General features: G+C 51.2%; 12 protein-coding genes and 2 rRNA genes (1 of these 14 only partly in view). 2 read left to right on the top strand and 12 right to left on the bottom strand.

Going from position 1 to position 16176, the window contains the following annotated elements:
• Positions 1–3: 3 nt before the first annotated feature.
• From MHH48_RS04755 to MHH48_RS04710, 10 genes are all read right to left on the bottom strand, one after another.
• Positions 4–1347 (bottom strand): extracellular solute-binding protein, encoded by a 1344-nt coding sequence (locus MHH48_RS04755; protein ID WP_076325638.1) that lies wholly within the window; start codon positions 1345–1347, stop codon positions 4–6.
• A 16-nt stretch (positions 1348–1363) separates the two neighbouring features.
• On the bottom strand, positions 1364–3085 hold the full coding sequence (locus MHH48_RS04750; protein ID WP_076325639.1) for a sensor histidine kinase: 1722 nt from the start codon (positions 3083–3085) through the stop codon (positions 1364–1366).
• 80 nt (positions 3086–3165) lie between these two features.
• Positions 3166–4029 (bottom strand): carbohydrate ABC transporter permease, encoded by an 864-nt coding sequence (locus MHH48_RS04745; RefSeq protein ID WP_076325640.1) that lies wholly within the window; start codon positions 4027–4029, stop codon positions 3166–3168.
• On the bottom strand, positions 4026–4982 hold the full coding sequence (locus tag MHH48_RS04740; RefSeq protein WP_076325641.1) for a sugar ABC transporter permease: 957 nt from the start codon (positions 4980–4982) through the stop codon (positions 4026–4028). The genes MHH48_RS04745 and MHH48_RS04740 overlap by 4 nt, the downstream gene beginning before the upstream one ends.
• Before the next feature lie 115 nt (positions 4983–5097).
• Positions 5098–6450, bottom strand: coding sequence for an extracellular solute-binding protein (locus tag MHH48_RS04735; protein WP_076325642.1), 1353 nt, complete (start codon positions 6448–6450; stop codon positions 5098–5100).
• A 211-nt stretch (positions 6451–6661) separates the two neighbouring features.
• Positions 6662–7642 (bottom strand): ketoacyl-ACP synthase III, encoded by a 981-nt coding sequence (locus tag MHH48_RS04730; RefSeq protein WP_179090724.1) that lies wholly within the window; start codon positions 7640–7642, stop codon positions 6662–6664.
• Positions 7643–7817: 175 nt separating this feature from the next.
• A complete protein-coding gene (locus MHH48_RS04725) occupies positions 7818–9128 on the bottom strand; it encodes an MBL fold metallo-hydrolase (RefSeq protein WP_076325644.1) in 1311 nt (436 codons plus the stop codon).
• A complete protein-coding gene (locus MHH48_RS04720) occupies positions 9125–10768 on the bottom strand; it encodes an iron ABC transporter permease (protein WP_179090725.1) in 1644 nt (547 codons plus the stop codon). Before MHH48_RS04720 ends, MHH48_RS04725 begins: the two co-directional genes overlap by 4 nt.
• A gap of 306 nt (positions 10769–11074) precedes the next feature.
• On the bottom strand, positions 11075–12142 hold the full coding sequence (locus tag MHH48_RS04715; protein ID WP_076325645.1) for an ABC transporter substrate-binding protein: 1068 nt from the start codon (positions 12140–12142) through the stop codon (positions 11075–11077).
• Positions 12143–12164: 22 nt separating this feature from the next.
• Positions 12165–13202 carry an ABC transporter ATP-binding protein gene (locus MHH48_RS04710; RefSeq protein WP_076325657.1) on the bottom strand — a complete coding sequence of 346 codons (1038 nt, stop codon included), beginning with the start codon at positions 13200–13202 and terminating at the stop codon, positions 12165–12167.
• A gap of 173 nt (positions 13203–13375) precedes the next feature.
• Between MHH48_RS04710 and MHH48_RS04705 the strand changes: the two genes are divergently transcribed.
• Both MHH48_RS04705 and MHH48_RS04700 read left to right on the top strand, forming a co-directional pair.
• Positions 13376–14281, top strand: a complete 906-nt coding sequence (locus MHH48_RS04705) for a LysR substrate-binding domain-containing protein (protein WP_179090722.1) — start codon at positions 13376–13378, stop codon at positions 14279–14281.
• Positions 14282–14450: 169 nt separating this feature from the next.
• Entirely contained in the window at positions 14451–15311 is an 861-nt protein-coding gene (locus MHH48_RS04700) for a hypothetical protein (protein WP_256720791.1), read from the top strand.
• 166 nt (positions 15312–15477) lie between these two features.
• Here MHH48_RS04700 and rrf read toward each other — a convergent pair.
• Positions 15478–15594: ribosomal RNA gene (rrf, locus tag MHH48_RS04695) — 5S ribosomal RNA — on the bottom strand.
• Between the two features lie 66 nt (positions 15595–15660).
• Positions 15661–16176, bottom strand: a 23S ribosomal RNA gene (locus tag MHH48_RS04690) (it continues 2413 nt past the right edge of the window).

Raw genomic sequence — 16176 nt, 5'->3', positions numbered from 1 at the left:
TGGTTACTCCGGCACCGTGTTTCGCCTTAGCTGCCAATAGCGCACCGAGGACTTCTGTATCTGTTCCAGTGCGCCGGCCGCTTGCGTCCGTCCTCCAATCATATCCTCGATCACTTTGAGGAATAAACGGTTCACCTCAGGTGACAGCTTGTTGTCATATGGCAGAAAGGTACTCGTGGATTCCTCCATCAATTCCGTGACCTGAGCAAACACCGGCCCGGTTTTCTTCGAATCATAGGCAACCTTCATCGAAGGGACGCGGAGCCCTTCATACACCAGCCGCGTCTGCACCTCTGGGGTATAGAACATGCCCAGCAGCTCCAAAGCCGCTTGCTTCTTCGACTCATCCATATCCGATGACAGCCCGATGCCAATGGTGTATCCGCCTGCCAAGGATCGTTCTTCACCGGGAAGAAGGGACGGAAAGGGAATGACGCCTACCTCGTTCTGAAAATCCGGATGATCCTCATTCCGGAACAGCGTGATGTCCCAGCTGCCGTTCAAATACATCGCTGCTTTCCCTTCAGTGAACTGGGCTATCGCTTCTTCCGTGGAAATATCATTCGCGTTCGGACTGAACGCCCCTTCGTTGATCCACGACTCCAGCTGCTCAAACGCCTTCAAATATGACTCATGCACAAAGCTGACCTGATCCTCTCCTTCAACCAGCCGGTCAATCAGCTCCGGCCCCGCGTATCGATCCATGAAATAATGCGCAAAAATCCCTGCCGGCCAGCGGTCTTCATTCCCAAGCGCAAAGGGAATGATATCGTTCTCGCGAAGCTTGCGAATCACCTCATTCAGCTCTGCCAGCGTCTTCGGAGGCTCCAGATTCAGCTTCCGGAATAAAGCCCGGTTATAATAGATCGGCTCCGCGTGCCCCTCAAAAGGCAGGCCGTAGATCCGATTGTCGAAGGTCCAATGGTGCAGATCCTTGAATTGCTCCTTCAGACCGGTATCCTGCAAAAAATCCGTTAAATCCATCAGCCGGTTGGATCTGGCATACGGCATAATCTCGGCTCCGCCGAACAGGACAAACATATCCGGCGGCGTACCCGTGACCATCTCGCTTTTCAGCTTTTGCTCCCGATGAATCGTCTGATCGATGCTCTCAAAGTTCACCTTTACATTGGGATGCGCTTTCTCATACGTGCGGACAATGCTCTCGAATATGGCCAGCACCGGTTTGTCATGCTCCTTGTTCCAGAAATGCCGGAACGTCAGCGTAATTTTCTCCGGCTGTTCCTCCTGGGCCGGTCCCTGACTCTGCACCGTAACCCACGCGACAGACAGCGTTAGCAGCGTGGCATATCCGACAATCCAGCCCCAATTCCAAAACCACCTCACGCTGCAGCACCCCCTGTCATGTCAGTATTTTCGGTATTCGGATTCGTATCAAGGAGCCGTAACCGGGCGAGGAACAGATCATCAATCCGTAACGACTGCCAAACCGGATCCGCAGCCTTTCATGCACATTCTTCAGACCGACTCCATTCTCGCGATACTTCTTCAGTTGTCCCTGGTCCGTATTCCACAGTTTGATCAGCGTCTCCGGATCAAAACCCGGACCGTTGTCCTCCACATCAATCACGATATCCTCGCCGTCTTCGGACACCCTGATCGAGATCAATCCGCTTTCCTCCATCGGCTCAATCCCGTGATATAAAGCGTTCTCAACAATCGGCTGAACAATCAGCTTTTGCGTAACGTAGTGCTTCAGCGTATTCGGAAGCTCTATGCCGTAATCAAACTTTTCTTCAAACCGGAATTTCTGTATCCGCATATAATGCTGGACATGCTCCAGCTCCATACTCAGCGGTATGAGCTCATGATGCTCGCTGATGCTGATGCGAAGCAGCTTTCCAAGAGAGACCACCATCTTGCTGATATCCTTGTTTCCTTGTAGCACGGCCATCGAATTAATCGATTCCAATGAATTGTATATAAAATGCGGATTGATTTGAGCGACCAGCGCCTGGAGTTCCGCTTCCTTTTTCCGAGCCTGTTCCGTCTCGACCTGTCCGATCAATTCCTGGATCTGCGTGCTCATCCGGTTAAAGCCGTCAATTAACAGATCCGTCTCGTCCTCCGCCACTTTATGCGATGGGATCGGAACGAAGATTCCCTGCTTGACGCGCTTCATCCCGTTCACCGCGCTGATGATGCTGCGCACCATTCTGCGCACAAAAAAACGGTCGAACAGGAATGCCGACACGAGCGAGATCAATCCCAGAATCAAGGCCAGATTACGAATCGAGACCGATTCGGCCGAGATAAGTTTGCTTGGCGTGATAGCGACCAGAAACCATTCTTTATTATGCGAAGGAGAATACGTGATCAGCGATTTTTCATCGGCATATTGATCGATATAATAGCCTTTTCCATTCGTATAGCTATCCGACAGAAACGGGAACGCCGTCCGCTCCCCGATATGTCCGCCCGACTTGCTGAATACGATCCGACCCTGCTTATTGACCAGCAAAATATCTCCCTGCTTCAGCGTTGCCGCCTCCCAGAATACCTGATCGAGCAGATCCGGCTTCACATAAATCATGACAGTCCCAATATCCTCCAGCGAGTAATAATCCTTAATGACTCTGGATTGGATCAAAACGGGAGAACCGGATGCCGCAGAGCCGTTCTCGCCGGGACCGACCCATACAGGGCGCCCTTCCGCCTCCTCCACCGCTTCATACCATTCCTGTTGTCTCAGCTCCTGAAGCTCCATTCCGCCATTCGTATGATAAAGCAATTGGTCGTTGGAATAAAAGGCAAACGACGCAATCATCGGATGATTGATCAAATTGTTGATCTCCTGACGCTGCTCGTAGGTAACCGCGTATTCCGGCTGTTTCAACATCTGCTGAACCGACTGCTGGGTGATCGCCGAGTTCGATATCGTCGTGATTTCATTCAAGGCAAACTTCAGCTTCCGATCCGTTTCCAGAAGCGAAATCCAGTAGAAATCATTCGACTTCTTCTCCATCGCTTCTGAAAAGCTGTAATAGGATACCCCGCCCAGCGCAATAACCGGAATGAAGACCAGAAGAATAATAGCGAGCAATATCTTTCGGCGGAGTTTCATGGATCCTTCCTCCCTCCACTCTACTATGTCTATTATTCTTCATGACAGTCCGCATTCCTTGTAAGACATCACCCCGCATGTTAACTTTTTATCGCGCCTGATGTCAGACCCGCGATGACATAGCGGCTAAACAATAGAAACACAATGAGAAGCGGCAGCGTCGCCGTGAAGGTGGCCGACATGATCATTCCGAAATCAAGGCCGTCCTTATTGGTGAACAATTGCTGCAGCGCAATTTGAATGGTGTAATTCTCTCTGTTTTTCAATACGACGAGCGGCCAGAAGAAATCATTCCACACATTCATGAAATTCAGAATCCCCAGTGTAGCCATCGCCGGTGTTACGACAGGAATGGCTATGTTCCAGAAAATCCGGAAATGTCCGCCGCCATCAATCCGCCCCGCTTCGATCAGCTCGGTATGAACGGCAGAAGCAATGTACTGCCGCATCCAGAAGATGCCGAAGGCATTGACCATGGCGGGAACGATCAGCGCTTTGTAGCTGTCGATCCAGTGCAGCTTGGCCATGATGACGTACTGTGGAAGCACGCCCAGCTGAGCAGGCACAAGCATCGTGGCAATGACAAAAACAAACAGCGTCTTCTTCAAAGGGAACTCATACTTGGCAAAAGCATAACCCGCCAGCGTACAGAGGAACACAACGGACAATGTAACGGCTGTAGACACAACGACCGAGTTCATCAATGCCCTGAAAAAATCCGTTCGCTCCAGCACGCGCGAGAAGTTATCCAGAAACTCCGTTCCGGGCGTAAGCAGCGGCGGGATATGAAATGCCGCATCCTTGTCATTCGTAGCTACGACAAACATCCAGTAGAACGGGAAGATCGAGACCAGCGCGCCAAGGATCATGAAGAGGTAGAAGAAGAATTTGGCGACAACACCGGGTTCATCCGGTTTTTTTCGGCTTATGGCGACTGTGCTCATGCTTTTTTACCTCCCGTATCTTTACCTTCGCGGCCCACCATCATATTCAATACCGAGAACAGAATGGTGGCGATAAACAAGAGCACCGCCGTTGCCGCAGCCGTACCGAAAAATCCGTTCTTAAATGCTTCATTATACAGATAAGTGACCATCGTTACCCCTTCCTGACGCGTAGAGCCCGTGCCGGACTGACCGAGGAATACATATGGCTCCGTAAACAATTGGAGCGCGCCGATCGTCGATACCAAGGTCACAAACAGAATGAATGGCCGAAGAAGCGGCAGCGTGATATAGAGCAGCTGCTGGCCTCGGGTGGCGCCGTCGATTTTGGCCGCTTCATAAATATCGGTCGGAATGCTCTGCAGACCCGACAGAAAAATAATGGCGTTATAGCCCATCCACCGCCACATCACCATGGTCGAAATCGCGATTTTGACACCCCACCAGCCGGAGTTGAACGGTACGCTTTCCGCGCCGAAGGTGTTCAGCATCCAGTTGACCATCCCGTTGTTGCCAAACATCGTACTGAACACCAGCGTCACGGCAACGATGGAGGTGATGTTCGGCATGAAATACAGAATGCGGAATGTGTTCTTGAATTTGTTCAATGCCGAGCCCAGCATAACCGCAACAAATAATGCCACAATCAGCTGCGGCACGGTACCCATCAAAGCCATAATGAGTGTGTTGCTAAACGCGATCCAGAAGGTCGGGTCGCTTGTAATCAGCTCGTAGTTCTTGAAGCCGACGTACTTCATCGGTCCGAGTGCGTCCCATTTGAAGAAGGACAAATAGATGGTAAACAGAATCGGATACAGTCCAAAAATTGCGAACAAGATGAAGAAAGGCGATATGAATGTATAAGCCGTAAACCGGCTTCGCACGGTCTCCGTCAACAAACGCCGCCTCTGGGGCACCGGTTGCGGTGACTCTGCTGTAGCTGTGTCTGCCATGAATGCACCTCCAGGTAGGTAAGGATAAATCCGAATCCGAGCGAAGAGAGCTTCCTCCCTACTCGGATTCGGACGGATTACGGGCTAAACGGGCTAGCGAGGAATGATCCTTTTCCTAGCTGCGATCAACCAGCGTCTTGATTTGTTTCATTGCGCTTTCCCATTCTTTTTGCGGGTCGGCCTTTTTCTCCAGCACGTTTTTGAGCGCGTTCTTGATAATCGTGTCGGTCTGGTCGTGAAGCGGTCCGTAGTAAACCGGCTTGATGCGTTCCGCCGATTTGGCATATGCTTCAGAAATGACCTGGCCGCCGAAGAATTCATCCTTCTCTTCCGTGAATGAAGGCTCGCTGTAAACCGCCGGGATAGATGGGAACAAGCCGCTGTCCTTGAACGATTTTAGCTGATTCTCCTTGTTGAGCACCCACGAGATAAATTCGTAGGCTTCCTTAGAATGCTTGCCTTCCTTCGGCAAGGTCAGGAACGAACCGCCCCAGTTGCCTGCTCCTTCAGGAAGCTGGGCAATCTGCCATTTGCCGGCGGTATCCTTGGCATTGCGGATCGTGCCGGCAATCCAAGCCGGGCCGAGCATGACGCCAAAGTCTCCATCATTAATCGCTTTTTGCCATTCAGGAGACCACAGAATCCAGTTGCCGATCCAGCCTTCCTGAATTCCTTTTACCGTAAAGTCGTAAGCTTTTCTCACTTGCGGATTCGTATCTCCGATAAAGGAGCCGTCCTCTTTGTTGAAGTAGATTTGATCCGGGGACTGGTCGCGCACCCCGTTATATACCAGGTCCGTCAAGTCCGCGAACGGTTTTCCTGTTTTGCTTGTGAAGTCCTTGGCTACGCTGGCGAATTTATCCCATGAATCAATCGCTGCGCTAAACCCGTCCGGATCCGTTGGCAATCCGGCTTGCTCAGCCAGATCCGTACGGTAATATACAACCGTAGGACCGATGTCTGTAGGCAGACCGAGTTGGAAGGAGCCGTCAACCGATGTGGCCTGCTTCCATTTCCACTCCAGGTAGTTGCCTTCTAAGTCTTTGGCGCCAAGATCGTACAGATTGTAGAATTTATCCTGGTTGTTGATAAAACGCTCCATAAAGGCGATTTCTAATTGGAAAATATCAGGCGCACCCGAACCTGCGGACAACGCTGTCGTCAGATTGTTGTGATGTGCGGTTTGGTCCGACGTATTCTGGAATCTGAACGTGATGTTCGGATGCTCCTTCGTATATTCCTTCGCCAGATCCTCATAGTTGGTCGTTCCCAGCGACCAGAAGGAGAGCTCGATTTTCTCTGTGGACTCGGTTCCTTCTTTCGTATTGTCCGTCTCTTCGTTGCTGCTGCCTCCCCCCGGAGATTCAGCCGTACTGCTTCCGTTACCGCCTCCGCCTCCACATGCGGCCAGCGTGAACACCATGATGATACTCAGGAGCAGCATGCTCCATGACTTAAACCTTTTCATCGTTCTACCCCTCTTCCATGAAACGTATTTTTCTTCTTTAGTCTAATGAAAGCGGCGCCAAATTTTGAGGTGGTAAACTTTCGAATTTGAGTTGAATTTATTACGATTCAGGTTCGTTTATCCAAAAATTGCAGCACAAAAAAACCGCATATCGAATGTCGATAGCGGTCTTATAGATTTCATGATGTTCCATCGTTTTCATGTAACGAATTTATATCGTCCATTTTACGATGGAGCCGGCATAGGTCATTCCCCCGCCAAACCCGTAGAGTAAGACGTGGTCTCCCGCTTTTAGCCGTCCTTCATCCACCGCCAGCTGAAGTGCAAGCGGAATGGAGGCTGCCGACGTATTCCCGCGGTACTCGACGCTGGTTAAGGTGCGGTCCATTGTAAATGGCCCCCGCTCGTTAATCGCTTCGATCATGCGAAGATTGGCGCTATGCGGGACAAACCAATCCACTTCGGCTGGAGTCATGCCCCCTTTAGCCAAAAGAGCGCGAACGCCGTCCGGAATGTTCCGAATGGCCCACTTATAAATTTCCCGGCCATTTTGAACAAGGCAGCCGCTCTTTAATTCCGTGCCGTCCATTTGCTCGGAGAGCGCTGTTTTATACAGATGAATGCCGCCTTCGCCAAAGGTTCCCGATACAGACGCTATGACACTTGGCGAATCCTCATCTTTCTCCAGCAATACGGCACCGGCGCCGTCCCCAAACAATACGCATGTCGTCCGGTCGGTGTAATCCGTAATCTTCGATAAGGTTTCCGCCCCGATAACCAGGATCTTACGGTAGGCTCCCCCGGATATTAATCCGTCAGCCATCTGGAGCGCATATACAAATCCCGCACAGGCGGCATTCAGATCCAGCGCACCCGTGCTCGCAATGCCCAGCTTCGATTGCACCCGGGAGGCTGTACTTGGAAAAGAATACTCCGGAGTACTTGTGGCTACAAGAATCATATCCGCATCCTGCACGGTAACGCCGTACCGATCAACCATATCCTCCACAGCTTTAATGGCAAGATCCGACACGTACTCGTGCGGGGCGGCAATCCGGCGTTCCCGCATGCCTGTTCGCTGGACAATCCACTCATCACTCGTTTCAACCATCTTCTCTAAATCCGTATTGGTTAATATCCGTTCAGGAACATAGGTCCCGATTGCCGTAATTCTTGACTTTGATTGGCTCATCATTCACACCTCCAAGTTTATAGCTATTATATCACCAAGTACTAGTACTTGGTACTAATTTATTTTTATATATGTTCATTACAGCCTTCACCAACTTCACCTACATCTAAACACATAACAGCCATTCCACAAAAAAACCTTTATCGCGAAAGCAATAAAGGTTCTCTAAGCACGACTAGAAATAGACTTCCTCACCGACCGACATGGAATAAATGTTAAGGTTCGGTGCTTCCTCTGTCAGACGGGCTCGTAATCGGTCCGTTTCTCGTTTGTCTGCATGGACGAGTACGGTATGCAGTGCTGGAACGCCGGTTATCATCTGGCGCACGTCCGTCAGGCCCTGGTGTACCTTATACCTGATTTTTGTGACTGAGCAGGCACCGTATGACGCCGGATGTTGAAGGAGACGATGTCCAAAAGTCCCCTGGGAAACATGACCCGTGAGCAGGACCAGATTCCGGGTATCGCTGGACATCTGGCTATAATACCACTGCGCAAGATTCGACTGCATCATCCCATCGGTTACGAACCATAGCGATGCCCCGTGCTTCTGGAGCAAGGACTCGCGTTCCACCTCGCTAGCCGGTATGATCCAATCGTTCCGATTCAGTAATAACTCCAGCTGATCTCTCATTCCTTGATCCGATTCCTGGCTGCGAAGCCACTCCGAACGCTCGAGCAGTCGCTTCATCCCCTCGATCAGCGGCGCTTCGATCACGATCGGCACGTTTCCCCAGTTCCTGTATGCCCATAGGATCATTTCCTGCCCTCGGCCGGCAGCCGGCACCGGTAATAATACCTTCCCGCCGGTTTGCAGCGTGCTCTCAATCTTTTGTTCCAATTGCTTCAGTTTATCTGCCTGTGAATTAGCGTCGGTCCCGTAAGCCGCATCCACTATAGCCAGATCCAGCAGCATGGAAGAAGGCTTGTCTACCAGCGCAGGGCTGTCATCCTCAAGCAGCAGCGATTCGGATGTATAGTCTCCTGAATAAAAGATCCGTTTTCCTTCAGCCTGTACCAAAAACCAGACAGCCCCCACCATATGTCCGCTTCGCCCCCACATGACCTCTACGCCGGGAAGCGCTTCAAACCATGTCAACTTCTCAGCCTCTTCCTCCAGGTACCGGTAGCGGATCGCCAGCTGATCCTCCTCCATATAAGGAAGCTCTACGCCTGCCCTTGCCGTGTACTCTCTCCAAGAGGCAAAGTAGGTCGTTAACTGCGCTGCCGTCTCACGGGTGGTCCACACCTCTCCTTGATAGCCAAGCCGGTACAGGAGCGGAATCGCCACCGAGTGATCCTCATGGGCATGCGACAGAAACACGGCATCCAGCTTCGGCACCTGTTCTTGCTGGATCATGGGATAGTCTCCCGATCCTTCCTTCTTGACGCCACAATCCAGGAGTAAATGAACCTGGCTGCCACTTAGTAAATAGGCGGAACGGCCATGCTCGCCTGCACCGCCCCACACCGTCAGTTTCATCATGATGCATTCCACTTTCTTTTAGAATTCATAGCTTCGACCAGCAGTAACAGCAGCACCGTCATACCGACGGAGACGACGGCCATCGCCATCCCGAGAGACACCTGTCCCTGCTCAAACTGCGCAAAGATATATGTAGCTGATGTCTGCATCGATGGAGGCAAAATGAACAGTGACCCGACCAGCTCCCGTGACGCAATCGTGAAGGTCATGATCCATCCTGCCAGCATGCCGGGCATAATCAGCGGCAGCAGAATCCGCCGCAATATAAGCAGAGGACCGCCTCCAAATACCTGCCCCGCCTGAAACAGGGTACCGTCAATCTGCGTAAAGCTGGCCTTCACATATTGCACCGTGTATGGGAGGAACAGCACGACGTACGTCAGCACCACCATCCCATAGGTATTGTAGAGCGTAACCGGCATCCATGGCGCATTCCAGAGCAGGATCAAACCGACCACCATCACAATGCCGGGGACCGTATTCGGCAAAAGACTTAACAGATCGATGACCCGCTGCAGCCGTGCCTGGGACTTGCCGATCGTTAGGGCAAAACCGGTACCGAGTAGAACAGCAACCGTAGATGCTGCAAGCGACAGACCCAGACTGTTACTAATGGCTTTCTGGCTGACCGATCCCCAGGACAGCAATTCCTTGTAATGATCAAGCGTCAGATTATCTAAGGACAATCCGGCTCCGCGGAGCTTCATCAGGGATGCCGCAATGATTGAAAAATAAGGAATGCCGACAGACAATATCAGCAGCAAACCGATGTATAAAGCGCAGACGGCGCCTTTGCTGCCGCGCAGCGAATATCTTTTGGAGCGCTGACCTTTGCCGCCGACAAGACGGTAGGTAAACCTCCGGCTGATCGTAGACTGCATGTACCACATCACCAGACAAACCGACAGCAGGACTGATGCCAGCGAGGTCGCTTTACCGAAATCGATGGGCCAGCTAGAAATATATTTGTGGATTTCCGAGGTCATCACATAATAGCCGATGCGGCGACCAAACGTTGCCGGCGTGCCGAATTCCGCAATGGTTTTGACGAACACCAGCATCGCACCCATGCCGTAAGAGGATAACAGCAGCGGCATTATGATTCTTCTAAACCGGTATCCTGCGCTTCCGCCATGAACCGCTCCGGCCTCCTCAAGATTACCGCCGATCCGGATCAAAGCGTCCCGCAGCAGCAGGTAGAGAAACGGGAACAAGTGCAGACTCATGATCAGCACCATGCCTCCGAAGCTGAAGAAGGAATCGCTCCATCTCGCTGCTCCCGGCAGCCACTGCTGTAAATATCCGCCCTTTTGCATAAATAGAATCCAGCCCATCGAACCGATATACGGCGGGGTCATGAACGGAATCATCAAGATCACGTCCACCCACCGATGCTGTCCCAACCGGGTTTTGGCCATCATCCAGGCAAGCGGCAGCGCAAACAGTGTCGATCCTGCCACCACGCATACCCCTAGCCAGATGGTTTGCAGCAAAATACCGGACAGCTCATGACCGGCTATCGTTCGTATCGGCGCCAGCCAATCGAAGTGCTGATCCGGGTATACACTTTGCCAAAAAATAAGCAGCAATGGCACACCGATGCTTATAATAAGAAGAAAAAGGGCGAGAATAACGCCCATTTTCCGTAAAAATCGCTGACTGTCCATGATGACAGGTCTCACTGCGGTTCACCTCACATTGCCTTCCTGTGGTTCGCTCCTAGAGGTTGTTCAAAAAGTCCGATTTTGATCACGAAGTGAATCAAGAAGCAACTCGGCATCGAATCTTGAATTCATCCGGGCCTTCCGGTGCTCACGTACAAACTACGTACGCTCCGCTCCTCACTCCCTAGCTTCATCCAACTAAGGCGTTTTGTAAAAACGCACATCGGAAGCATAAGCTTCGGTGCTGAAAACCGACCTTTTTGAACACGCACTCTTATGCACTTACTTGAATACTTCGGAAAAACGTGCTGCCGTCTCGTCCCCATGGTCATTCATCCAAGCCCAATCCACTTTAAACACCGGAATATCTTTCAGATTGGTCCGGCCTTCGGCCTCCACATCCTCACGACCCGGAATCAGATAGGCATCCGCCACCAGTTTCTGCGCTTCGTCAGACAGCAAGTAGTCGATGAAAGCCTTGGCATTATCTACGTTCGGACTGGATTTCAAAATCGCAGCCGGTCTCGGACTCACGACAGTTCCTTCCTCCGGGTATACAATGTCAAGCGGCTCGCCTTTGGCTTTAGCCGAATAAGCCATATAATCCACGCCTGCAGCAACCAAACTCTTGGCACCGGTGATCACAGGGTCCAGCGCTTCCTGGTTCGCTCCTGCCATAGCAGTCCCATTGGCTTTATAATCCTCGAACAGTTTCCAGCCTGCGTCGCCCTTCACACTCAAATAGCCCGTGATAAAATCCAGCGCCGATCCCGACAGCGTCGGATCCGGAATATTGACCGCATCCTTCCACTCTGGCAAGCCTAAGTCCGCCCAGCTTTGAGGCGGCGCAGAGACCAGATTGGTGTTGTATACAATCCCGAGCGCCGATGCGCTTGTGCTGAAATAATTTCCTTCCGCGTCGGACCAATCCTTATTCAGCTTGTCCGCATTGGCAGCTTCAGGATAAGGCAATGTCAGACCATCCGCCTTGAGCGCCTGTGCGGATGGGAGGGAGGCCAGAATGACAACATCCGCGACCGGATTCGATTTTTCCGCTTCCATCCGTGCCAAAATTTTGCCCGTTGTGCCTTGGAACATCTCTACCTTCACTCCGGTCTTAGCTTCAAAACCGCTCACGATATTGTCGGCAAGCTTTTGAGGGCCAGCGCTGTAAAGGACGAGCTTACCTCCGGCTTGCGCACTCCCCGATGCAGTTTGCTTGCCTGTATCCTGTGCCGGCTTAGTAGCTGAATCCCCATTCGGCGTACTACCGCATCCAAACAGACTTAGGCTCATAACCGATGCCAACAACAGTACCGCGCTTTTTTTCCGGAACTTCAATTGACTCATTTCTCCCCAACTCCCCTTCATCTTAGCCTGCAGCAGCAGGTGTGCGTTTTGCTATATTCTGTTGCATGCTCACGTTCTTATCATGACTTGTTCCTTCACCCATCTGGCAGATCGTATGCGGAGACACGTACAGATTCACGCGTTCTCCGACCGGAATTCTCTTGTCCAGGTAAGCGGTCCACTTGTCCAAACCATCCACCTGTAAGCGAATTTCGTATCGCTCGCCTACATAGCTCACGCTTAGCACGGTTGCCTGATAGCATGCATCCTCCGTGCTTGTCCTGCTCCAGCTCACATGCTCCGGCCTCACCATGGAGTGATCGACCGTCAACCAATTGGACTTGCCGATAAACGAAGCCACAAAGGGATGACTGGGTGTTTCATATATCATCTCCGGGGTTCCACGCTGCAGGACTTCCCCTTTCCGCATGACCACAATTTCATCCGACATCGACATGGCTTCCACCTGATCGTGTGTGACATAAAGGGCAGTCAACCCCATATCCTTCACAAGCGACATCATTTCGATCCGCATTTCCTCCCTAAGCACCGCATCCAGCGCACTCAGAGGCTCATCGAACAGTACTAGAGCCGGACGGATCGCTACTGCTCTGGCAAATGCAACCCGCTGCTGTTGTCCACCGGACAGCTGATGCGGATAACGGTCTTCCATTCCTTCTAAACGGACCATAGCCAACGCTTCGGTTACTTTTTGCCTGAGATCCGTCTTAAGCTTGGCCGCTTTTAATCCGAAAGCAACGTTCTCGTATACCGTCATATGCGGCCAGAGGGCAAAATCCTGAAATACCATCCCGAAGTTGCGTTTGTGCGCCGGCACATCAATCTTCTTGTGCACGGAGTAGATACACCGGTCTTCCGCATAGATTTCTCCTCCGTCCGCCTGTTCCAGCCCGGCGATCATCCGCAGCAGTGTCGTTTTGCCGCAGCCTGACGGCCCGAGCAATGTGGTGAATTGACCGTGACGCAGTTTTAAATCGGTAGGAAGTAACGCGGGTGTACCTTGAAACGATTTTTGAATGCCCCTGATTTCAATATCCACTTTCGATCCCAACCTGTCTTCTTAAGCTATTTCCAGTGTAAGGGTTACGTTTAAGCGTTGTATTAGACCAATGTAAACTCAGAATTAACTTTTTGTTTGAATTCTGTTGATACTCATAGATTAAATCTATATAGAGAGCATAAATAAGAAATCATCAAGGGAGAGATATACGAATGAATCTGATGAAGCTGCAAATTGTGGAGCTAATCGACCGGCATCATCATATGACCAGCGTGGCAGAAATACTTGGCATTAAGCAGCCAACAGTTACTTTTCATATGAAGTCACTAGAAGAAGAACTGCAAGTCCGGCTGTTTGAGTCCCGAAGCGGAAAAACATTTCTCACCGAGGCTGGACAAGCTCTGCTGCATTATGCGGTAAAAATAAACGCGCTTGCCAAGGAGTCGGAGCGGGTCGTCCGCGAATACGACAGCTTATATCGGGGAACGCTGCACATTGGAGCCAGTTATGTCCCTGCCACCTATCTGCTGCCCGCGATATTGAATACCTTTGCCCGTGAGTTTCCTGGCATACGGATCTCCTTATCCGTCAAGCCTTCTCCGGTTATCCGTGAGATGCTAGCGCGGCACCAGATTGATCTGGGCATTATTTCATCCGAACCCTTTACGGGGTCCAGTCTGCAGGCCGAGTCCTTGTGCAAAGATGATCTGGCCCTAATATGTTCGCCTGACCATCCGCTAGCCAAAACGGATTCGCTGCAGCCCGAGCAGATCATTCGCACTCCCTTCGCCTTGCATGGAACCGAATCCAGCACAAGGCAGCTGACCGACCTGTGGCTGGAGCAGCATGGTTTGCATATGCGGAGTCCCGTAAAGCTGGACTCGCTGGAAGCGATCAAGCAACTTGTGTTGTTGGGGGACCATGTTTCCTTTATGTCACGGATGGCGGTACAACGGGAGCAGCAGCAAGGTTTACTGCACATTATGCCGATTCCCGGCCATCGAGCATCCCGGCACATATTCAGCGTCCATAATAAGGACCGTCTTCCTTCCGTCCAAATTCAGCGTTTTCAAGAGGTTTTGCGTGAAGTGGGCAAACAATTGGAGCAGGTCCTGTGATCTAGGTGAGTATATTCTGTAAGCTATGTGGATGGATTAACAAAAAATGTATGCTGCTATTCAATAATTCTATAAACATTTGATACAATCGCCCTCCCCCGTTAACAACTCACAATTATTCAGCGTTTAAAGTAAGCTGTGTACCTAAATCCAGCTTATGGGAGTGATTGTGTTGAGAAAATGGAAACAGCTGACGTTGTCTTTCATGGTAGGTTTCGCGACTCTAGGAAGTGGACTAACCGGTCTCCAGTCGGAGGTTTCGGCCGCCGCCAATGCCGTGCCTTCGTATGAAGTGAAGTTCCTTGCCAAACCCGAAACCGTGCTGGAATCCAGTGGGAGCCTGCGGAGCGAAGTCATTCAAGCATTCGGAATAGCCTCTGTTCCCCAAGCGATCGGTGTTGCTTATTATGATACAAACAACCTGGAACTGGATGCCGAAGGCTGGAATGTCCGTTTTCGCAAAAAAGAGGATAAAGATAACTACGAGCTTACCTATAAGAAACGGTATCCCATCGTGAATGGAGATATTAACGCGGCGCTCAGCTTGGCAAACCAGGAAGGCTTTGATGCTTCGGATGACAATTACGAGGCCGAGATTGATTGGGGCTACGGCAAACAAACGCTTAGTTTCTCCAACACCAAGAAAGTAGGCACGAATACAACCGGCACAACGCTTCCATCCGAACAAGACGCTTTGGCTTTACTGCTGGACAAACTACCGGGTAAGCTCAAAAAATGGTCCTCTCCGAATTGGGGTCAACAAAAGCTCTCACAGTCCCGTATTCATGGACCGCTGACGTTCTACCGCTATGAAGGATCATGGAAAGGCCAGAAAATGAGCCTCGAAGTTTGGCCGATCCGCAATGCAGACGGCACAGGAACCGAGAATCTGATCGAAATCTCTTTTAAAACGTCCGATGTCTCGGTTGCTTCCCAACTCCGATCAGAGCTAATGGACACCCTCGGATCTAACGGTTGGCTGCTTCCTGCGGACGGCTTGAAAACACAGCTGATATTGGAAAGATACTAAGATAAAGATATTTAAGATAAAAAAAGATATTAAGGTAAAGAAAAGAAGGGCGCCCAATAGCGGGTGCCCTTCTTTCTGATGCTTCATGATTCTTTTCACGAGTTCGTGCGGGGGATAACAAAAAAGACCGCTATCGATTACTCGATAACGGTCTTTATGGTTGTTCGCTTGGCGACGTCCTACTCTCCCGGGACCCTTCGGTCCAAGTACCATCGGCGCTGGAAGGCTTAACGGTCGTGTTCGGTATGGGAACGCGTGGAACCCTTCCGCCATCGCCACCAAACGCTTCAGATGCTTGATCACCTGAAAACTAGATACGAAACGAATTTGCAGCACATTGAAATATGTTTTGGATAAGCCCTCGACCGATTAGTATTGGTCAGCTCCATGCATTGCTGCACTTCCACCTCCAACCTATCTACCTCGTGGTCTTCAAGGGGTCTTACTAGTTGGGAAATCTCATCTTGAGGGGGGCTTCACGCTTAGATGCTTTCAGCGCTTATCCCTTCCGTACGTAGCTACCCAGCCATGCTCCTGGCGGAACAACTGGTGCACCAGCGGTACGTCCATCCCGGTCCTCTCGTACTAAGGACAGCTCCTCTCAAATTTCCTACGCCCACGACAGATAGGGACCGAACTGTCTCACGACGTTCTGAACCCAGCTCGCGTACCGCTTTAATGGGCGAACAGCCCAACCCTTGGGACCTACTTCAGCCCCAGGATGCGATGAGCCGACATCGAGGTGCCAAACCTCCCCGTCGATGTGGACTCTTGGGGGAGATAAGCCTGTTATCCCCAGGGTAGCTTTTATCCGTTGAGCGATGGCCCTTCCATGCGGTACCACCGGATCACTAAGCCCGACTTT

This window comes from Paenibacillus sp. FSL F4-0100 (assembly GCF_037993005.1).
Lineage (GTDB): Bacteria > Bacillota > Bacilli > Paenibacillales > Paenibacillaceae > Paenibacillus_AQ.
This window is presented reverse-complemented; position numbering and strand designations above follow the sequence as displayed.